Here is a 20,254-nt window from a genome sequence, read left to right on the forward strand (position 1 = left end):
GGCCCCGACCATGAATCTGTTGATCGTCACCGCCTGCCCCAACGGCCAGGTTACCAGCGTGCTCTGTTCGCGCTTGCTGCAAGCCGCCGCCGAGCGCCTGGGCTGGAAAGCCAAGGTGGAGGTGCATGACGCCCGCGCCATCGGCTCGCCGCTGAGTGAGGCCGACATCGCCGCCGCCGACTGGGTGCTGGTGGTCAAGACCGGCGAACTGCCGCTGACCCGCTTCATCGGCAAGCGCCTGCTGCAATCCACCCCCGCCGAGGCGTTGGCCGACCCGCAGCGCTTTCTGCGCGAGGCCGCCGAACGTGCCGAGCCCTACCAGGCCGCAGCCGCGCCAGCGGCCAGTGGCAAGCGCCGGCTGGTCGCGATTACCGCCTGCCCCACTGGCGTGGCGCACACCTTCATGGCTGCCGAGGCGCTGCAGCAGGCCGCTGCGCGCATGGGCATCGAGTTGCAGGTGGAAACCCGTGGTTCGGTGGGCGCGCGCAACCTGCTCGACGAGGCTGCCATCGCCGCCGCCGATGCCGTGCTGCTGGCCACCGATATCGAGGTGGACACTAGCCGCTTCGCCGGCAAGAAGGTTTACCGCTGTGGCACCGGCGTGGCGCTCAAGCAGCCGCAGCAGACCCTGGAGCGTGCACTGAACGAAGCGCGGCCGCTGGCCGAGGTTGCGTCTGCCGAAGGTAGCTCGCCGGCCAAGAGCGGCGAAAAGAGCGGGCCTTACAAGCATCTGCTCACTGGCGTGTCCTACATGCTGCCGATGGTGGTGGCGGGTGGTCTGCTGATCGCCCTGTCGTTCGTCTTCGGCATCGAGGCGTTCAAGGAGGAGGGCACCTTCGCCGCGGCCTTGATGAAGATTGGCGGTGAGGCCGCGTTCAAGCTGATGGTGCCGGTGCTGGCCGGCTACATTGCCTATTCCATCGCCGACCGTCCGGGCCTGGCGCCGGGGATGATCGGCGGCCTGCTGGCCAGCTCGCTGGGCGCGGGCTTTATTGGTGGCATAGTCGCCGGCTTTCTTGCCGGTTATTCGGCCAAGGCCCTGGCGCAGTGGGTGCGTCTGCCGGCCAGCGTCGAAGCGCTCAAGCCCATCCTGATCATTCCGCTGCTGGCCAGCCTGTTCACCGGCCTGGTGATGATCTATGTGGTCGGCACCCCGGTAGCCGGCATGCTGCAATCGCTGACCACCTTCCTCGATGGCATGGGCAGCACCAATGCCATCCTGCTGGGCGTGCTGCTCGGCGGCATGATGTGCGTGGATCTTGGCGGGCCGATCAACAAGGCCGCCTACGCCTTCTCCGTCGGCCTGCTGGCGTCCAGCAGCTACGCGCCGATGGCGGCGACCATGGCCGCCGGCATGGTGCCGCCGATCGGTATGGCCATCGCCACCGTACTGGCGCGGCGCAAGTTCGCCGACAGCGAGCGGCAGGCCGGCAAGGCCGCCGGGGTGCTGGGGCTGTGCTTTATCTCTGAGGGGGCGATTCCCTTTGCCGCCAAGGATCCGCTGCGGGTGATCCCGGCTAGCATCGCCGGGGGCGCACTGACCGGCGCGCTGTCGATGTACTTCGGCTGCAAGCTGATGGCGCCGCACGGTGGGCTGTTCGTGCTGCTGATTCCCAACGCCATCAATCATGCGCTGCTGTACCTGCTGGCCATCGTCGCCGGCAGCCTGCTGACCGGGGTGACCTACGCGCTGATCAAGCGCAGCGAAGCTCAGCCGCTGGCGCTGGACGCGGCCTGATCAGACCCGTGGCGGCGCGGTGCAGCAACTCGTCGCCTCGTCCAGCCCTTGCTCCAGCCCGTGCAGGATGGGGCAGTCCGGCCGCGCATCGCCCTGGCAACTGGCAGCCAGTTCGGCCAGGGTGTCGCGCAGTGCACTCATCTCGGCGATACGCCGCTCCAGCTCGGCGATATGCGCCTCGGCCAGCGCCTTGACGTCGGCGCTGGCGCGCTGCTTGTCCTGCCACAGCGCCAGCAGCCGGCCCACTTCCTCCAGCGAAAACCCCAGATCACGCGCGCGCTTGATAAAGGCCAGGCGGTGCAGATCCTGCTCGCTGTACTGGCGGTAGCCACTGTGCGTGCGCCCGGCGCGCGGCAGCAGGTCGATGGACTCGTAGTAGCGAATCATCTTGGCGCTGAGGCCGGTGTGCTTGGCGGCCTGGCCGATATTCATGAGCGTGGTCTCCAGCGGCTGAGCAGCAGCGCGTTGCTCACCACGCTGACGCTGGACAGGGCCATGGCGGCGCCCGCGAACATCGGGTTGAGCAGGCCGGCGGCGGCCAGCGGTATGCCGATCAGGTTGTAGATGAAGGCCCAGAACAGGTTCTGGCGGATCTTGGCGTAGGTACGCCGGCTGATCTCCAGCGCGGCCGGCACCAGGCACGGGTCGCCGCGCATCAGGGTGATGCCGGCGGCGTGCATGGCGGCATCGGTGCCGCCGCCCATGGCGATGCCGACATCGGCGGCGGCCAGGGCCGGGGCATCGTTGATGCCATCGCCGACCATGGCCACCGGGCCATGCTGGCGCAACTCGCCGATCAGCCGCGCCTTGTCTTGCGGCAGCACCTGAGCGTGGGGCTCGTCGATACCCAGCTCGCTGGCCACGGCGGCGACGCTGCCGGGGTTGTCACCGCTGATCAGGTGGCTGCTGATGCCCTGTGCGCGCAACTGCGCGATGGCCTCGGCGGCACCGCTCTTGAGCGCGTCCCCGAAGGCCAGCAGGCCGAGCAGGCGCGGGGCGTTGCCGGTTTCGATCAGCCAGGACAGGGTACGCCCCTGCGCTTCCCAGGTTCGTGCCGATTCTGCCAGTGTGCCTGCTTGCAGATGGTTTTCTTGCAACAGGCGGCTGCTGCCCAGTTGCAGCGAGCGGCCTTCCAGCGTACCGGCGATGCCACGCCCGGCCAGTGCCCGGCTTTCGCTCAGGGCCGGCAGGGCGATGCCGCGCTCTTCGCAGCCTTGCAGCACGGCCTTGGCCAGTGGGTGTTCGCTGCCCTGCTGCAGGCCGCCGGCCAGGCGCAGCAGCTCGGTTTCGTCGGCCTCGGCCAGGCCGATATGCACGATGCGCGGCTTGCCCTCGGTGAGGGTGCCGGTCTTGTCGAAGGCGATCTGCTGGATATCGTGCGCCACCTCCAGGGCTTCGGCGTCCTTGATCAGGATGCCATGACGCGCGGCCACCCCGGTGCCAGCCATGATCGCGGTCGGCGTGGCCAGGCCGAGGGCGCAGGGGCAGGCGATCACCAGCACCGCCACGGCATTGAGCAGGGCGTTTTCCAGCGCTGCGCCGAACATCAGCCAACCGAGCAGGGTGGCCAGGGCCAGCAGCAGTACGGTGGGGACGAACACCTGGCTGACCTTGTCCACCAGCTTCTGGATCGGCGCCTTGGCCGCCTGGGCATCCTCCACCAGGCGGATGATGCGCGCCAGCACGGTTTCCGCACCGAGTGCGGTGGTGCTCACCAGCAGGCGGCCTTCACCGTTGATGGCACCTGCGGTCACCTTGTCGCCGGGCTGCTTGGCTACCGGCAGACTCTCGCCGCTGATCAGCGCTTCGTCGGCATGGCTGCGGCCTTCGATGACCTCGCCGTCGACCGGGAAGCGCTCGCCGGGCTTGACCACCACGCAGTCGCCCAGGGCCAGGGCATCGATGGCGACCCGCTCTTCGCGACCGCCCTGCAGGCGCGTGGCGTGATCCGGGCGCAGGGCTTGCAGGGCGCGGATGGCGCTGGCGGTCTGGCGCTTGGCGCGGCTCTCCAGGTACTTGCCGAGCAGGATCAGGCTGATGATCACCGCCGAGGCCTCGAAGTACAGGTGCGGTGTGTGTCCGGCCGGTGTCACCGCCCACTGGTACAGGCTCAGGCCGTAGCCGGCGCTGGTGCCGATGGCCACCAGTTGATCCATGTTGCCGGCCCGCGCCTTGAGTGCCTGCCAGGCCGCGCGGTAGAAGCGCGCGCCGAAGATGAACTGCACTGGCGTGGCGAGCAGCCACTGCACCCAGGCCGGCAGCATCCAGTGCAGGCCCATGGGTTCCACCAGCATCGGCAGCACCAGCGGCAGGCTGAGGGCGATGGCGGCGAGCAGGGTCAGGCGCTCACGGCGCAGGCGCTGTTGGGCGCGATCCTTATCGGGACGTGCGTCGTCGATCAGGGTGGCGCCGTAGCCGGCGGTGCTGACCGCTTCCACGGCCTGGCGTGGCTCGAAACCGGCCAGCACCTGCAGGCGCGCCTTCTCGTCGGCGAGGTTGACGGTCACCTGGCTGACCCCAGGCAGCTTGCCCAGGGCGCGTTCGATGCGGCCGACGCAACTGGCGCAGGTCATGCCTTCGATGGCCAGCTCCAGAGATTGCCTGGGCACGCTGTAACCGGCGTCTTCGATGGCCTCGATCAATTGCGGCAGGCGCTCGGCCGGCGCTTCGACGCGAGCCTGCTCGCTGGCCAGATTGACGCTGACCGTGGTGACCTCCGGCAGCTTGCGCAGCGCGCGTTCGACGCGCCCGGCGCAACTGGCGCAGGTCATGCCCTGGATGGGTAGAGCGAAGGTGGTCATTGCTAGCTCCCGTAGTGCGATGGCTACAGGATCAACCTTGACCCTATGGCAAGGTCAAGCATTCAGTTGATCGGTGGCGCGTCACGCAGTCGCAGGCCGTCGGCGTCCATGGCGATGCGGTAGCGGCGGATCTCCCCGGCACGCAGTTGCAGCGACTGATTGCGCAACTGGGTGATGCCATCCTGGCAACTGCCGGTTCCGGTCAGGCCCAGGCGTAGCGAGACTTCACCCGGTGGCAGGTTGAACGACACCGACTGGCCCTGGTACAGCCGTGCGGCCATCTGATCGTGCAGATAAAGGGCCACCTCGCAGGTGGTACCGACCTCCAGGCGCTCACGGGAGACGATCAGCACGGCATAACCCTCGCCCTGGGCGCTGTCCACCAGGGGCGTCAGAGGTTCGGCAACGGCATTGGCTGCCAGGAACGTGGCAAGCAGCAGAGGGTGTGGACGCATGCTGGCAGTCCTCGATTGAGGTGGGTGATCCGGGACAAGGGCTTGACCTTGCCACCGTGGCAAGGTCGAGACTACACCCATCGACCAACGGATCAAGGAGTCAGCCATGCAAGCGTTCAAGGTCAGCGGTATGTCATGCGGGCACTGCGTACGTGCCATCACCCAGGCGATCAAGGCGCTGGACGCGGCTGCCGAGGTGGAGGTGGATCTGGCCGCCGGCCAGGTGCAGGTCAGCGACAGGCTGGATGCCGAGCAGGTGCAGGCAGCGATTCGCGAGGAAGGCTACGCCGTGCAGCCGGCCTGAGTCAGGGCCAGTTCAGCAGCAGGCCGCGCAGGCAACTGTCGAAAATGGCCGGGGTGTCGTGCTGCGCGTCGAACAGTGTGGGGTCGCGCAGCCAGTCGCTGAACAGCCCCACTAGCATGGCGTGCAGGGCGCGTGAGGCCAGGCGCGGGGTAATGCCCGGGCGCAGTTGCGCCTGCACTGCTGGCAGGGCGAACTGCTGTTCGCACAGATCGATGAACTGATTGACGAAGGCTTCGTGGCGTTCTTCGGCTTCACGCAGCTCCTCGGTGAATTCGCAGCGGCGCAGCAGCACGGTGAGGATGCGCCGGCGCTTCTCGTCGAACACCAGGTTGGCCATGGCTTCCACGCACAGGTCGCGCAGCAGTTGCAGCGAGGCCATGCCATCGACCGCCGCCAGTTGTTCGGCCAGCGGCTCCAGCGGCAGGCGCACCTGGTTGAGCATTTCGTGGAACAGGTGCGCCTTGTTCTGGAAGTGCCAGTACACAGCGCCACGGGTCACGCCGGCCTCCCGAGCGATCTGCTCGAGGCTGGTATGGGCCACGCCGCGCTCGAGGAACAACTGCTCGGCGGCGTTGAGAATGGCTATGCGGGTCTTCTCCGCATCTTCTTTGGTTCTGCGCATGAGGGCCGGGAAGGTCATTTCGGATGGGGCCAGTGTACCGATTTTGCCTGGGTGGCAGGCAGCCACAGTAAGGCTGAATCCCCAGGTATTCGTCAGATCGAGGGCACCAGGGTTTATCGTGGGCTACGGCAGTGAGATGATTAGCCGGCTAATAAAAGATCTGGATCATCATGTCGCTGCGAATTCTGCTCATCCTGGGCGCTCTCTGTGCCTTCGGCCCTCTGGCCATCGACTTCTACCTGCCCAGCTTCCCGACCTTGGCGCGGCAGTTCGCCACCGATGTGGAGCACGTGCAGCTATCGCTGGCGGCCTACTTCATCGGGATTTCCCTCGGGCAACTGTTCTACGGGCCGCTGGCCGACCGTTTCGGGCGGCGTGTGCCCTTGCTGGTCGGGGTCACGCTGTTTGCTCTGGCCTCGCTGGCCTGTGCCTTGGCACCTAGCCTGGAGTGGTTGATCGGCGCACGCTTCGTGCAGGCCCTGGGCGGTTGTGCCGGCATGGTCATCACCCGCGCCGTGGTGCGTGATCTGTGCGATCCGCTGGCCTCGGCCAAGGTGTTCTCGCAACTGGTGCTGGTGATGGGCCTGGCGCCGATCCTGGCGCCGCTGGGCGGTGGTCTGCTGCTGGGTACCCTGGGCTGGCCGTCGATCTTCTACAGCCTGGCGCTGTTTGCCGGGCTGTGCCTGCTGGCCGTGTTGCTCTGGCTGCCGGAGACGCGCTCAGCGCAGGTGCAGCCGGCCCCCTTGAGCGGCGCGTTTGGCCAGTACTGGGCGTTGCTGCGCAACCGGCCCTTCATGGGCTACAGCCTGGCTGGTGGCGTGGCGATGGCGGGGATGTTCGCCTATATCGCCGGCTCGCCCTTCGTCTTCATCGAACTGTATGGTGTGCCGGCCGAGCACTATGGTTGGCTGTTCGGCAGCAATGCGGCAGGTTTTGTGCTGATGGCGCAGGTCAATGCGCGCCTGGTACGGCGTGGTGGCCCGGCGCCCTGGTTGCGGCGCATGGCGCTGGTGTATCTGCTCAGCGCGCTGACGCTGCTGGCCCTGGCGCTCTGGCAGCCGGCGAACCTGTGGGTGTTGATGGTGCCGTTGTTCGTCTGCGTGGCCAGCCTGGGCTGCGTGCTGCCCAATGCCACGGCTTGTGCCATGGCCGGGCAGGCGCGCCATGCCGGCAGTGCGTCGGGGTTGCTCGGCAGCCTGCAGTTCAGTGTGGCGGCCGGGGCTTCGGCGCTGGTGGCCTACCTGCATGATGGGTCGGCGGTGCCGATGGCGTTGGTGATTGCACTATGTAGTCTGGTGGCGTGCGCTTTTGCCTGGCGTTGCAGGCGTTTTGTGGTGTGAGGGGCGAAGGGGGGGGATACCGGGCTGGCAAGTTTGTGGCTTGTGTTGGTGTTCTGGACTCCGCATTGGGTGTTTTCAGATATTCCGGGTTTCGCCCCCTCGGGCGACTCACTTTTCTTTGAAATCGGAATGCCGCCCAGCGCAAAGAAAAGTAAGCAAAAGAAACGCACCCCCGACATCCGGCCCCGGCTGCGCCGGGGTTCGTTCGCTCCATCGCTGCTCCGAGGGTCGGCTTACAAGGGCCATCCCTGGCCCTTTAAGCGGGGCCGCCATCGGTATCTCGCGGCATCCATGCCGCTCGCCCCTCTACGCAACGATTCCACTCACCCTCCTGAAGGGGGCATTCGCGCGCCTGAACGTACATCGGTTCCGGGCATGCCCGGCGTGCTCTGGTAGCTGTGGAGCCGCGATTTGGCTGTCGAATTACACCGATAGTTTCATTCGCGTAGGTAGCTTGCCGGCTTGCAGCCGGCATTTAGGTCAGCCCTAAGGCTGACCCTGTACTCAAAACTCCGCGCTAATTCTGGGTTACCTAGGGTTCAGGCGCGTGCAGAGCCCGCCCAGGAGGGCGAACGGAATCGTCGTGGAAGAGGTTGAGCGACATGGATGTCGCGACGACTGCATGGATGCAGGAGGTAGAGCGACGCAGGATGCCAAAGCCGAGAGCCGCGATGGGCCAGGGATGGCCCACCGCGGCGGGCCTCTGGAGCGGCGATGGAGTGAGCGAACCCTGGCGCAGCCAGGGCCGGATGACCGGGCGGAGGTTTTGGTTACTTTGCCCGCAAAGTGACTCGCCCGGGAGGGCGAAACCAAAAACATCAACAAAAACGCGGCAATGCGGAACAGACACCGCAAAAAAACAACCGCATTGCCAGTCCGGTATCAAGCTATGCAGGGCGAACCAGTTGACCTGCCGACATCCGCACAGAACAAAAAAACGCCCCCACCAACTGGGTGGGGGCGGCGCGTGAGGATGAACCGTCCTTGATGCGGGGTACGCGCGATCAATTCTGCGTGGCGGTCACCTCGTCGCCGTTCCAGCCACCACCCAGTGCCTTGTACAGCTCCACTTCGCTGGTCAGTTGCGCCAGGCGGTCGCTGATCAGTTGCTGGCGAATGCTGAATAACTGGCGCTGGGCATCGAGCAGGGTCAGGTAGCTGTCCACGCCGGTGCGATAACGCCGCTCGGCCAGTTCGTAGTAGGTCTCGGTGGTATCCAGCAAGGTACGCTGAGCCTCGAGCTGTTCACGGTAGGTGGTGCGAGCGGCCAGGCGGTCGGCGACTTCCTGGAAGGCGGTCTGGATGGCCTTCTCGTACTGGGCGACCTGGATGTCCTTCTGCAGCTCGGCATAGTCGAGGTTGGCGCGCAGGCGACCGGCGTTGAAGATCGGCAGGTTGATCTGCGGCTGGAACAGCCAGGTGCCGGAGCCTGCGTCGAACAGGCCGGACAGCTCGCGGCTGGCGGTGCCGGCGTTGGCGGTCAGGCTGACGCTGGGGAAGAACGCCGCGCGCGCCGCGCCGATGTTGGCGTTGGCCGCCTTGAGCTGGTACTCGGCCTGCAGCAGGTCGGGGCGACGCTGCAGCAGGTCGGAGGGCAGCCCGGCCGGTACGCTTTCCAGTATTTGCTTGTCCAGCTTCAGACCTTGCGGCAGGTCGTTCGGCAGGCCGGTGCCCAGTAGCTGGATCAGCGCGTTGCGATCCTGCGCGACGCGGCGCTGGTACTGCGCCAGGCTGACCCGGGCGCTGTCCACCGCGCTACGGGCCTGGCTCAGGGCCAGGGCATCGGAGACGCCGACGTCGAAGCTGCGTTGGGTTAGCTGGTAGCTGGCTTCGTAGGTTTGCAGGGTGTCCTGGGTCAGCTCGAGCAGGGACTGATCCGCCTGCCACTGCAGGTAGGCGCTGGCCACGCTGGCGACCAGGCTGATCTGCGTGCTGCGCGCTGCCTGCTCGGTGGCCAGGTATTGCTGCAGGGCCTGTTCGCTGAGGCTGCGCAGGCGGCCAAAGAAGTCCAGCTCCCAGGCATTGATGCCCAGGGTGGCACTGTACTGGCCGCTGGTGCGGGCCTGCCCGGTCTGGCTCAGGTCGGCCGGCAGGCGCTGGCGCGTGCCGGCGCCATCGGCGGATACCGAGGGCAGCAGGTCGGCGCGCTGGATGCGGTACAGCGCCTGATAGGCCTCCACGTTGAGCGCGGCGACGCGCAGGTCGCGGTTGTTCTCCAGCGCCGTCTGCACTAGCTGGCGCAGCGCCGGGTCACGGAAGAAGGCCTGCCATTGCAGGTCGGCTGCCGCCACGCTGCCTTCGCGCGCCGCGTCGCCGTAGGCCTCGCCCTGCGGCCAGTCCGCCGCCACCGGTGCCTCGGGGCGCTGGTAGTCGGGAATCAGGCTGCAGCCGCTGAGCAGGGCAGTGGCTACGGCCAGGGATAACAGGGACTGCCTCATTGCAGTGCCTCCTTGTCAGGTTCGCCGGTCGACTGGTTTTTCTTGCGCTCGAACAGCGAGCAGATGGCCACGTAGAACAGCGGAATCCAGAAGATCGCCAGCACCAGGGCGCTGAGCATACCGCCGATCACCCCGGTGCCGATGGCGTGCTTGCTGCCGGCGCCAGCACCGCTGGCGATGGCCAGGGGCAGACAGCCGAGGATGAAGGCCAGCGAGGTCATCACGATCGGGCGCAGACGCATGCGGCAGGCTTCGATGGCCGCCTCTGTCAGGGTCAGGCCTTTCTCGTACTGTGCCTTGGCGAACTCGACGATGAGGATGGCGTTACGCGCCGACAGGCCGATGGTGGTGAGCAGACCGACCTGGAAGAACACGTCGTTGGACAGGCTGCGCAACTCGGTGAACAGCAAGGCACCGATGATCCCCAGCGGCACGGTGAAGATCACCGCGAAGGGAATCGACCAGCTCTCGTACAACGCCGCCAGACAGAGGAACACCACCAGGATGGAGATGGCGAACAGCGCGGTTTTCTGCGAACCGGCCAGGCGTTCCTCGTAGGACAGCCCCGTCCAGGCGTAGCCGACGCCTTCCGGCAGTTGCTTGGCGATTTCCTCGACTGCCGCCATGGCATCGCCGGTGCTGTAGCCGGGGGCCGGAGCACCGAGAATCTCTACCGCCGACACGCCGTTGTAGCGCGCCAGCTTGGGCGGGCCGTAGATCCACTCGCCGCTGGCGAAGGCGCTGAACGGCACCATCTGTCCCTGGTCGTTGCGCACGTACCACTTGTTCAGGTCTTCCGGGGCCATGCGCGAATCGGCGATGCCTTGCAGATACACCTTCTTCACCCGGCCACGGTCGATGAAATCGTTGACGTAGCTGGCGCCCCAGCCGATCGACAGTGTGCTGTTGATGTCCGCCAGCGACAGGCCGAGGGCGCGGGCGCGCTCGTCGTCGATCAGCAACTGGTACTGAGGTTCGTCACGCAGGCCATTGGCGCGTACCTGGCTGAGCACGGGGTTCTGGTTGGCCAGCTTGAGGAACTTGTCGCGCGCCTGGTTCATCACTTCGTGGCCGACCCCGGCCTGATCCTGCAGGAACAGGTTGAAACCGGTGGCGTTACCCAGCTCCATCACTGCCGGTGGGGCGAAGGCGAAGACCATGGCGTCACGGAAGCTGAAGAAGTGCATCTGCGCGCGCTGAGCCAGTGCCGCGACGCCGTTCTCCGCGCCGGGACGCTCGCCCCAGGGCTTGAGCATGATGAAGGCCATGCCCGAACTCTGGCCGCGACCGGCGAAGTTGAAGCCTGTGACGGTGAACACCGATTTCACCGTACTCGCCTCGTCTTCCAGCAGGTATTTGCGCATCTTGTCCACCACCACCTGGGTGCGCTCGGCACTGGAGCCTGCCGGCGTCTGCACCTGGGCGAACAGCACGCCCTGATCTTCCTCGGGGAGGAAGGAGGTGGGAATGCGGGTGAACATCCAAATCATGATGCCGACGATCACCAGGTACAGCAGCAGATACGGCGCCTTGCGCTTGAGCATGCCGCTGACGCCACGTCGGTAGGCGTCGCTGGTGCGGTCGAAGTTGCGGTTGAACCAGCCGAAGAAGCCGCCCTTGGCTTCGTGATGTTCGCCGTCGATGGGTTTGAGCAGGGTGGCGCACAGTGCCGGGGTGAAGATCAGCGCCACCAGTACCGACAAGGCCATGGCCGAGACGATGGTGATGGAGAACTGCCGGTAGATCACCCCCGTGGAGCCGCTGAAGAAGGCCATCGGCAGGAACACCGCCGACAGCACCAGGGCGATGCCCACCAGCGCGCCCTGAATCTGCCCCATGGACTTGCGCGTCGCCTCCTTGGGTGACAGGCCGTCCTCGCGCATCACCCGCTCGACGTTCTCCACCACCACGATGGCGTCGTCCACCAGCAAGCCGATGGCCAACACCATGGCGAACATGGTCAGGGTATTGATGGAGAAACCGAATGCCGCCAACACGCCGAAGGTGCCCAGCAGCACCACTGGCACCGCCAGGGTGGGAATGATGGTCGCCCGCAGGTTCTGCAGGAACAGGAACATCACCAGGAACACCAGCACGATGGCCTCGAACAGGGTGTGCACCACCCCTTCGATGGAGGCCGAGATCACCGGCGTGGTGTCATAGGGGAAGACCACCTCCATGCCGGCCGGGAAAAACGGCTTGAGGTCGTCGATGGTCGCGCGCACCGCCTTGGCGGTGTCCAGGGCGTTGGCCCCGGTGGCCAGCTTGATCGCCAGACCGGAGGCCGGCAGGCCGTTGAACTGGGCGTTGATCGAGTAGTTCTCGCCACCCAGCTCCACCTTGGCCACGTCACCCAGGCGCACCTGGGAGCCATCGGGTTGCACCTTGAGGAGGATCTTGCGGAACTCTTCCGGGGTCTGCAGGCGGGTCTTGCCGATGATGGTGGCGTTGAGCTGATTGCCCGGCGCGGCCGGCAGACCACCGAACTGACCGGAGGAAATCTGCACGTTCTGCGCCTGGATGGCACTCTTCACGTCCACCGGGGTGAGCTGGAAGCTGTTGAGCTTGGCCGGGTCGAGCCAGATACGCATGGCATACTGCGCGCCGAACACCTGGAAGTCGCCCACGCCCTTGGCACGCGAGATCGGATCCTGCAGGTTGGAGACGATGTAGTCCGACAGGTCTTCGCGGGTCATGCTGCCGTCGGTGGAAACCACCCCGATCACCATGAGGAAGTTCTTCACCGCCTTGGTCACGCGGATGCCCTGCTGCTGCACTTCCTGCGGCAACAAGGGGGTGGCCAGTTGCAGCTTGTTCTGCACCTGCACCTGGGCGATGTCCGGGTTGACCCCCTGCTCGAAGGTCACGATGATTTCCATGCTGCCGTCGGAGTTGCTCGACGAGCTGACGTAGCGCAAGCCGTCGATGCCGTTGAGCTGCTGCTCGATCACCTGCACCACGGTGTCCTGCACGGTCTGCGCCGAGGCGCCGGGGTAGCTGACCTGGATGCTGACGGCAGGCGGCGCGATGCTCGGGTACTGGTTGATCGGCAAGGTGAGGATGGACAGGCCACCGGCCAGCATGATCACCAGTGCGATCACCCAGGCGAAGATGGGCCGGTCGATAAAGAATCTGGACATTCAGCGTCTCTCCGTTCAGCCCTGGCCGTTGTCTTGCTCGGTGGCTTTTGCCGGTTGCTCGGCCTTGACGTTGCCGGCCGGAACCGCCTTGACCTCGGCGCCGGGCTGGACGAACTGCAAGCCCTCGGTGATCAGGCGGTCACCATCCTGCAGGCCGTCCTCCACCAGCCAGGCACTGCCGACGGTGCGGCTGGCCTTGAGCACACGCTGCTCCACCTTGTTCTCGGCGTTTACCACCATGGCGGTCGGCTCGCCACGCTGATTGCGGGTCACACCTTGTTGCGGAGCGAGAATGGCCTGCTGCTTGATACCGGCCTGCAGTTCGGCATGCACGAACATGCCCGGCAGCAGCAGATGATCCGGGTTGGGGAACACGGCGCGCAGGGTCACCGAGCCGGTGCCTTCGTCCACGGCCACCTCGGAGAATTCAAGGGTGCCTTCATGGGCATAGTGGCTACCATCCTCCAGGACAAGCTGTACCTTGGCGGCGTTGTCACCGACCTTCTGCAGGCGACCAGCGGCCAGGTCGCTGCGCAGGCTCAGCAGCTCCTTGCTCGACTGGGTGACGTCGACATAGATCGGATCGAATTGCTGGATGGTGGCCATGGCCATGGTCTGGCCGCTGGTGACCAGAGCGCCTTCGGTCACAGCGGAGCGGCCGATGCGCCCGCTGATCGGCGCCAGCACCTTGGTATAGCGCAGGTCGATGCGTGCGCGATCCAGCGCGGCCTGGGCCTGCAGGGCCGAGGCGCGCGCCTCGTCATAGGCCTGCTGGCTCACGGCCTTGTCGGCCACCAGCAACTTGTAGCGGTCGGCCAGGGCACTGGCGGAAATCTGCGTGGCACGGGCGCTCTCATAGGCGGCTTCGTAAGTGGCTGGGTCGATCTGATAGAGCTGCTGGCCGGCCTTGACTTCGCTGCCTTCGGTGAACAGGCGCTTCTGGATGATGCCATTCACCTGCGGGCGCACCTCGGCGATGCGATAGGCCGTGGTTCGACCGGGAACCTGGGTGGTCAGGGCAAAGGGTTCGGCCTTGAGCGTCACCACGCCCACCTGAGGCGTCTGTTGGGCGGGCGGCGCGCTGTCTTCCTTGCAGCCGGTCAGGCCGAGCAGGGACAGAGCAACGGCGGAAACCAAGACGGCGAAGGCTGGCTTCGTGTGCATCTGCAGGAACCTCGTTCTGGTTGATATCGATGCCCGAAGGGCGAAGAGAAGGGTGAAAAAAGATGGGCAAATATACTTACGTGCGTGAATGTTTGTAAATGCCCGAAACTGCCTTCATACTCTCGACCGCCCCCCTCGGGGCAGGTTTCATCGAAGGCGTAACAAAGGTGGCAGATGGCCAGGCGAACCAAGCAGGAAGCAGAAGCGACACGCGTGCAGATACTCGATGCCGCCGAGCATGTGTTCCATGCTCAGGGCGTTTCGCGGGCGACGCTGGCCGAGGTGGCCAAGGAGGCCGGCGTCAGCCGAGGCGCCATCTATTGGTACTTCGAGAACAAGATAGACCTGTTTCAGGCCATGCTCGAACGCATGCGCCTGCCGCTGGAGGAACTGGCGCGAGCCAGCGAAAGCGAGGACGAACCCAACCCGCTCGGTTGCATGCGCGAGCTGTTGATCCAGGTGCTCACGCGCCTGGCACAGGATCCTCAGACCCAGCGCATTCACGACATCCTGCGTTACAAATGCGAGTACACCGGCGAACTGCTGGGGCTGCGCGAGCGCATGCGCGCACTGTGCGGCGAGAGCGATCAGCGTATCGCCAAGGCTCTCGCCAACGCAGTGGCCAAAGGTCAGCTACCGGCGCAACTGGATTGCCCGCGCGCCGCCGTCTGCCTGCATGCCTTCATCGCCGGTATCGAAGCCAACTGGATACTGGCGCCCAAATACGACCTGGCCGCGCAAGCGGCGGCAATGGTCGATACGGCCTTGGATATGCTGCGCAGCAGTCCGGCACTGCGCCGTCCCAATTAGCTGGCTTGGCGCTGCTCGGGCTCCTGTGGGAGCACATGCGGCGCGCGCAGTCGGCTTTCCAACGTACTGACGAACTCTCTGGCCTGCGCTTCGCTACGAAAGCTCACGCACTGCTTATCCAGTGATACCTGCCAACGGCTTTCGCCGCCCTGGTTACGCTGCTGAACGACGATCTTCATGCTAGCTACCTCCCGAAGTGAGACGGAACACCGACATCTGTGGGCAGAGCCTTCATGGTAGAACTCCTGCATGACCCTTTACTGACATGAATCAAATCGCAATGTAACGGGCATCGTTCGGTGGTCTGGAATGCAGACCTGGCAAGGTATTTGCCGTTCGTCGGAAAATCTGAACCTTTACTCTGGGCAGCCCCGGCGATGGCTGGGCTCAAAACCCTTCGAGCACGATCTTGCCCTTGGCCGAGCCACTTTCCAGCAGGGCGTGGGCGCGGCGCAGGTTGGCGGCATCGATACGACCGAAGTGCTCGCCCAGGGTGGTTTTCAGCACGCCACCCTCCACCAGTTCGGCTACCCGTTGCAGCAAGCGATGCTGCTCGATCATGTCGGCGGTCTGGTATAGCGAGCGGGTGAACATCAGCTCCCAGTGCAGCGACAGGCTCTTGCGCTTGAGCTTCATCACGTCCAGCGGCTGCAGCGGATCGTCGATCAGGGCTAGCTGCCCCTGGGGCTGCAGGGCTTCGATGAGCTGGTCGAAGTGCTGATCGGTCTGGGTCAGACTGGCCACATGGGTGACCTGGCCGATGCCGATGCGCGCCAGTTCCTCGCTCAGCGGCTTGCTGTGATCGATCACATGGTGCGCGCCCAGCTCTCGCACCCAGGCCTGGGTCTGCGGGCGCGAGGCGGTACCGATCACGGTCAGGCCGGTCAGGCGTCGCGCCAGTTGCGTGAGGATCGAGCCGACGCCGCCGGCGGCACCGACGATCAGCAGGCTCTGGCCGGCGCTGGCGCTGCCTTCGCCAACCTGCAGGCGCTCGAACAGCAGCTCCCAGGCGGTGATCGCGGTCAGCGGCAGGGCGGCGGCTTCGGCGAAGGACAGGCTCTGCGGCATCTTGCCGACGATGCGCTCGTCGACCAGGTGCAGTTCGCTGTTGGCGCCGGCACGATCCAGGGCGCCGGCATAGAACACCGGGTCACCCGGCTGGAACAGGCTGACCGCGCTGCCCACCGCCTTGACCACACCGGCGACATCCCAGCCCAGCACCTTGGCCGTGCCAGGCTCGGGGGCGACGTTGCGGCGGATCTTGGTGTCGACCGGATTCACCGAGATGGCGCGCACCTCCACCAGCAAATCGCGCGGGCCAGGCGTGGGCTCGGGCAGTTGCACGTCCTGCAGAGCCTCGGGATGGTCGGCTGGCAGGGACTGGTAATAGGCGATGGCTTTCATGGGGCTTGCTCCTGGCATGCTGCCAATTCGTTGAACGGGAGCCGTCATGCTCTTTCAATTGGATGACGAGAAAAAGCCGCGCTTGATAGAGTCTCTTTCATCTTTTTTTTGAAAGTGCTGCCGCCATGCTGCGTCTCGATGATCTGCAACTCTTCGTCCGCACCGCCGAAGCCGGCAGCCTTTCCGCCGCCGCGCGCCTGCTGGACGTGTCGCCCGCCGTGGCCAGCGCCGCACTCAAGCGCCTGGAGCAGCAACTGCAGGTGCGCCTGCTGGTACGCTCGACGCGCAGCCTGCGCCTGACCCCGGAGGGCGAGCAGTACCTGGGGTACGCTCGCCAGGCACTGCAGAGCCTGGAGCAGGGGCGCCAGCAACTGGTCGGCAGTCAGGAGGGCATTCGTGGTGTGCTGCAACTCTCGGCACCCTCTGATTTCGGCCGCAACACCCTGCTGCAATGGCTCGATGCCTTTCAGGGCATTCACCCGCAACTGCACCTGCGCTTGCTGTTGGCCGACCGCATGGCCGATCTGTTTCGCGAGCCGGTGGACATCGCCCTGCGCTATGGCGCGCCGGAGGACTCCAGCCTGGTGGCCCTGCCGGTGGCGGCGGACAACCGCCGTGTGCTCTGTGCGGCACCGGCCTATCTGGCTCGGCATGGCTCGCCGCGCATGGTGGAAGAGGTGGCCGCGCACAACTGCCTGCTGTACATGCTGCATGGTCGGGTACACGAGCGCTGGCGCTTCAGCCAGGGCAGGCGCGAGCTGCTGGTGACGGCTACCGGCAACCGCGTCAGTGACGACGCCGACGTCACCCGGCGCTGGGCCGTGGCGGGGCAGGGGCTGGTGTACAAATCCTGGCTGGACGTGGCCGAGGACGTAGGCGCCGGGCGCCTGCAGGTACTGCTGCCGGACTGGCTTGGCGAGCCGACGCCGCTGTATCTGGTCTGCGCTCACCGGGCGCAGTTGAGCAAGGCGGTGCATCTGTTGCGTCAGTTCCTGCAGAGCCGCTGCGAGGTGTTGCTGGCGGACGCGCCGTGGCGGGGCGTCTGAGCTCTGCTAGACTCTCGCCTCGAACGGCTGCGGCAATCTACCGCAGTGCCGCGCCGCTACCCTCTGTTTAGAGTCGCGCCCATGAAACTGGCCCGCACACACCGCTCACTGACTGCCTGGATGCTGTACTTCAGCATCCTCTTCAGTGCATTCGTCTGCGCCATCAGTCACGGGCAGATGGCCGGCATGCAGCTCAGCGGTCTGGACGGCCAGTACTGTTCCTTCGACGGCAACTTCGGCGCCGGTGCCGATCTCGATGGCTCCGGCATCGTCCCGCCGAACCCGGCGACCGGCACCGGCTGCGTTCTGGGCAGCCTGTTCAGCGCCGTCATCCTTGCCGCCTTCTTCGGTCTGCTGGGCCTGCTCGCCAGTGACAGCGCACGGCCCTTGCCGACGCTGCACATTCCCCGTCTTACCCGCTATCGCTGGCCCCCGGCCAACCCTCGCGCCTCCCCGCTGACTGCCTGATCCTCGTGCCCTGTACAGGGCTTTCCATCATGCAGTCGTCGTCTGCTCGCTGGCAGCCGACTTGGGAGATGTTTCATGTCGTCGCGTTTCGACACCCCCGCAGGTGCAGCCGTGCGCCCGCAACCTTCGTTCTACAACCTGGCGTGGCGCTGGCACTTCTATGCCGGGTTGTTCGTCATTCCATTCCTCATCCTGTTGTCGCTCACTGGGTTGATCTACCTGTTCAAACCGCAGCTCGACAACCTGATGTACGCCGACCTGCTGCAGGTGCCGCTGGCCGAGCAGCGCCTGAGTGCCGACCAGCAACTGGCGCGCCTGCGCGAGATCTACCCACAGGCGGCGATCAAGCAGTACCTGCCGCCGGTGGCCGCCGATCGCAGTGCGCAGTTCGTCATCACCCAGGATGGTCGCGACCTCAATCTGTTCCTCGACCCCTATCGCGGCACCGTGCTCGGTACGCAGGATGCCCTGTGGAACCTGCAGGCGACGACGCGCAAGCTGCACGGTGACCTGCTGATCGGCACCCTCGGTGACCGCCTGATCGAGCTGGCGGCGGGCTGGGGCATCGTCCTGGTGATTTCCGGCCTGTACCTGTGGTGGCCGCGCGGGCGCAGCGGCGCAGGCATTCTCTGGCCGCGCCTGAGCGCGCGTGGGCGCCTGTGGTGGCGCGACCTGCATGCGGTGACCGGCTTCTGGGGCAGCGCCATCCTGCTGTTGATGCTGATGACCGGCATGGCCTGGACTGGCTTCTGGGGCAAGCAGTTCGCAGCCGTCTGGAACCAGTTCCCCGACGCCATGTGGAACGAGGTGCCCAAGTCCGGGCAACTGACTGGCAGCCTCAACCACAGCGCCCGGCAGACCGTGGCCTGGGCGGTGGAAACGGCGCCGCTGCCGGCTTCCGATGCCCACGCCGCCCACCAGGGGCATGGCGATCACCAAGGCCATGGCGAGCAGCCGGGGCATGCGGCCTCGGCCGAGTCTGGCCGGTTGCTGCAACAGGTGGTCGACACCGCCGAGGCGCGCGGCGTGCAGCCCGGTTACAGCATCACCCTGCCCACGGGCGAGCAGGGCGTGTACACCGTCGCGCTGTTCGCCAGCGACCCACGCAACGACGCCACCCTGCATATCGATCAGTACAGCGGCGAGGTGCTCGCCGACGTGCGCTGGCAGCATTACGGCGCGGTCGCCAAGGCCGTGGAAAGCGGCGCGATGATCCATGAAGGGCGCATGTTCGGCCTGCCCAACCAGTTGCTGATGGCGGCGATCTGCCTGCTGATCCTGTTCAGCTCGGTCAGTGGCCTGGTGCTGTGGTGGAAGCGCCGCCCGGCTGGCCGCTTCGGCGTGCCGCCGCTGCGCCATGACCTGCCGCGCTGGAAGACCGCCATCGGCGTGATGATCGTGCTCGGTGCGCTCTTCCCCCTGGTCGGCGCCTCGCTGCTGCTGGTCTGGGCAGTGGATTGGTTGCTGCCACGTCTGCGTCCGTGGCGAGTGGCCCAGGCATGACGCGCTTTGCGCTTCTCACGCAGCAGATTGCGCTGGCAGCCATCGAAGCTGCTAGTGCTACAACTCGTTCAACCAAGGAGATAGATCCATGACCCTGAAGAAAACCCTGCTCGGCCTCACTCTGCTGCTGCCGGCACTGCTGGCCCAGGCGCATGAATACGAAGTCGGCCAACTGCATATCGACCACCCCTGGTCGCGCGAGATGCCGCCGGTGGCGCCGACCGCTGCCGCCTACTTCGTCATCCACAACAAGGGCAGCGAAGCCGATCGCCTGCTCGGCGCCAGCAGTCCGGTGGCGGGCAAGGCCGAGTTGCACGAGCATCTGCATGCCGGTGGCGTGATGAAGATGCAGCAGGTGCAGGACGTGGTCATCCCCGCCGGTGGCGAGGTCAAGTTCGAGCCCATGGGCTACCACGTCATGCTCTTCGACCTGAAGCAGCAGGCCAAGGCCGGTGAGCGCTTCCCGCTGACCCTGAACTTCGAGAAGGCCGGCAAGGTGGAGGTGGAAGTGGCGGTGCAGAAGGAGGCTCCAGCCGGACATGAGCACGGCATGGAGCACGGCGAAGACGCGCACAAGCACTGATGACCTTCACGGCTCGCAGGCGATTGCTCGGCGCCCGGCTCGGGCTCCTGGCACTCGTTCTGATCGCCCTGGCGCCGCTGGCTTCGCAGCTACGCGCCGAACCGCGGGACTGGTCATGGTTGGCTGAACTGGCCTGCCACGATGGCCCCGTGCAGACGCATGCGCCTGCGCTGGCCGTGCCGCAGGCATTCGTGCTCGACGCCTGCGCCTACTGTTCGCTGCTGATCCACAGCCCCGCGCTGGGCAGTCTGGATTGGGCGTTGTTCGCCCTGGCCGTACAGCAGGCCACGCCGCCCACATTGCGTTGGCAGGCGCCGCCTGCTCCGCGCCTGCCCACGGCACAATCACGTGCACCGCCGCTGTTCGCCGGATGACCTCTGGCGGAGCTTGTCGAGCTCCAGTCGCCTCGCCTGGCGAGGCTGAACATGAACAGGAGGC

At 65.8% G+C, this 20,254-nt stretch carries 18 protein-coding genes; 9 read left to right on the plus strand and 9 right to left on the minus strand.

The window, feature by feature from the left end; all coding sequences use genetic code 11:
• The first annotated feature begins 10 nt into the window (after positions 1–10).
• Entirely contained in the window at positions 11–1,738 is a 1,728-nt protein-coding gene (locus tag PVE35_RS03805; protein WP_277373855.1) for a fructose-specific PTS transporter subunit EIIC, read from the plus strand.
• Here the strand turns inward: PVE35_RS03805 and cueR are convergent, their stop codons facing one another.
• The 3 genes from cueR to PVE35_RS03820 form a co-directional block, all read right to left on the minus strand.
• A complete protein-coding gene (gene cueR / locus PVE35_RS03810) occupies positions 1,739–2,170 on the minus strand; it encodes a Cu(I)-responsive transcriptional regulator (RefSeq protein WP_277373856.1) in 432 nt (143 codons plus the stop codon).
• Positions 2,167–4,539 (minus strand): heavy metal translocating P-type ATPase, encoded by a 2,373-nt coding sequence (locus tag PVE35_RS03815; protein WP_277373857.1) that lies wholly within the window; start codon positions 4,537–4,539, stop codon positions 2,167–2,169. Before PVE35_RS03815 ends, cueR begins: the two co-directional genes overlap by 4 nt.
• A gap of 62 nt (positions 4,540–4,601) precedes the next feature.
• Positions 4,602–4,994 (minus strand): hypothetical protein, encoded by a 393-nt coding sequence (locus tag PVE35_RS03820; RefSeq protein ID WP_277373858.1) that lies wholly within the window; start codon positions 4,992–4,994, stop codon positions 4,602–4,604.
• Between the two features lie 106 nt (positions 4,995–5,100).
• Between PVE35_RS03820 and PVE35_RS03825 the strand changes: the two genes are divergently transcribed.
• Complete coding sequence (locus PVE35_RS03825; protein ID WP_277373859.1) at positions 5,101–5,298, plus strand: cation transporter; 198 nt, start codon at positions 5,101–5,103, stop codon at positions 5,296–5,298.
• Position 5,299: 1 nt separating this feature from the next.
• On the opposite strand, the gene PVE35_RS03830 is transcribed toward PVE35_RS03825, so the two are convergent.
• Positions 5,300–5,920, minus strand: coding sequence for a TetR family transcriptional regulator (locus tag PVE35_RS03830; protein ID WP_268181416.1), 621 nt, complete (start codon positions 5,918–5,920; stop codon positions 5,300–5,302).
• A gap of 170 nt (positions 5,921–6,090) precedes the next feature.
• Between PVE35_RS03830 and PVE35_RS03835 the strand changes: the two genes are divergently transcribed.
• Positions 6,091–7,260 carry a Bcr/CflA family multidrug efflux MFS transporter gene (locus PVE35_RS03835; RefSeq protein ID WP_268181418.1) on the plus strand — a complete coding sequence of 390 codons (1,170 nt, stop codon included), beginning with the start codon at positions 6,091–6,093 and terminating at the stop codon, positions 7,258–7,260.
• Positions 7,261–8,264: 1,004 nt separating this feature from the next.
• Here the strand turns inward: PVE35_RS03835 and adeC are convergent.
• The 3 genes from adeC to PVE35_RS03850 are packed head-to-tail and all read right to left on the minus strand — an operon-like array spanning position 8,265 to position 14,002.
• On the minus strand, positions 8,265–9,698 hold the full coding sequence (adeC, locus tag PVE35_RS03840) for an AdeC/AdeK/OprM family multidrug efflux complex outer membrane factor (RefSeq protein ID WP_268181420.1): 1,434 nt from the start codon (positions 9,696–9,698) through the stop codon (positions 8,265–8,267).
• Entirely contained in the window at positions 9,695–12,838 is a 3,144-nt protein-coding gene (locus tag PVE35_RS03845) for an efflux RND transporter permease subunit (RefSeq protein ID WP_277373860.1), read from the minus strand. The genes adeC and PVE35_RS03845 overlap by 4 nt, the downstream gene beginning before the upstream one ends.
• Before the next feature lie 15 nt (positions 12,839–12,853).
• Complete coding sequence (locus PVE35_RS03850; RefSeq protein WP_268181424.1) at positions 12,854–14,002, minus strand: efflux RND transporter periplasmic adaptor subunit; 1,149 nt, start codon at positions 14,000–14,002, stop codon at positions 12,854–12,856.
• Positions 14,003–14,176: 174 nt separating this feature from the next.
• Here PVE35_RS03850 and PVE35_RS03855 point away from each other — a divergent pair, with 174 nt between their 5' ends.
• Entirely contained in the window at positions 14,177–14,812 is a 636-nt protein-coding gene (locus PVE35_RS03855; protein ID WP_268181426.1) for a TetR family transcriptional regulator, read from the plus strand.
• Here the strand turns inward: PVE35_RS03855 and PVE35_RS03860 are convergent.
• Both PVE35_RS03860 and PVE35_RS03865 read right to left on the minus strand, forming a co-directional pair.
• Entirely contained in the window at positions 14,809–14,991 is a 183-nt protein-coding gene (locus tag PVE35_RS03860) for a hypothetical protein (protein ID WP_268181428.1), read from the minus strand. The genes PVE35_RS03855 and PVE35_RS03860 overlap by 4 nt on opposite strands.
• Before the next feature lie 208 nt (positions 14,992–15,199).
• Positions 15,200–16,216, minus strand: coding sequence for a zinc-binding alcohol dehydrogenase family protein (locus PVE35_RS03865; RefSeq protein WP_277373861.1), 1,017 nt, complete (start codon positions 16,214–16,216; stop codon positions 15,200–15,202).
• A gap of 125 nt (positions 16,217–16,341) precedes the next feature.
• Here PVE35_RS03865 and PVE35_RS03870 point away from each other — a divergent pair, with 125 nt between their 5' ends.
• From PVE35_RS03870 to PVE35_RS03890, 5 genes are all read left to right on the plus strand, one after another.
• Complete coding sequence (locus tag PVE35_RS03870) at positions 16,342–17,262, plus strand: LysR family transcriptional regulator (protein ID WP_277373862.1); 921 nt, start codon at positions 16,342–16,344, stop codon at positions 17,260–17,262.
• 81 nt (positions 17,263–17,343) lie between these two features.
• Complete coding sequence (locus PVE35_RS03875; RefSeq protein ID WP_268181434.1) at positions 17,344–17,730, plus strand: DUF2946 domain-containing protein; 387 nt, start codon at positions 17,344–17,346, stop codon at positions 17,728–17,730.
• A gap of 75 nt (positions 17,731–17,805) precedes the next feature.
• Entirely contained in the window at positions 17,806–19,233 is a 1,428-nt protein-coding gene (locus tag PVE35_RS03880) for a PepSY domain-containing protein (protein ID WP_277373863.1), read from the plus strand.
• Between the two features lie 88 nt (positions 19,234–19,321).
• A complete protein-coding gene (locus PVE35_RS03885; protein WP_268181436.1) occupies positions 19,322–19,816 on the plus strand; it encodes a copper chaperone PCu(A)C in 495 nt (164 codons plus the stop codon).
• Positions 19,816–20,190 carry a DUF2946 family protein gene (locus tag PVE35_RS03890; protein WP_277373864.1) on the plus strand — a complete coding sequence of 125 codons (375 nt, stop codon included), beginning with the start codon at positions 19,816–19,818 and terminating at the stop codon, positions 20,188–20,190. The genes PVE35_RS03885 and PVE35_RS03890 overlap by 1 nt, the downstream gene beginning before the upstream one ends.
• The last annotated feature ends 64 nt before the right edge of the window (positions 20,191–20,254 follow it).

This window comes from Pseudomonas sp. AA-38, assembly GCF_029457475.1.
In the GTDB taxonomy this organism is placed as follows: Bacteria; Pseudomonadota; Gammaproteobacteria; order Pseudomonadales; family Pseudomonadaceae; genus Aquipseudomonas.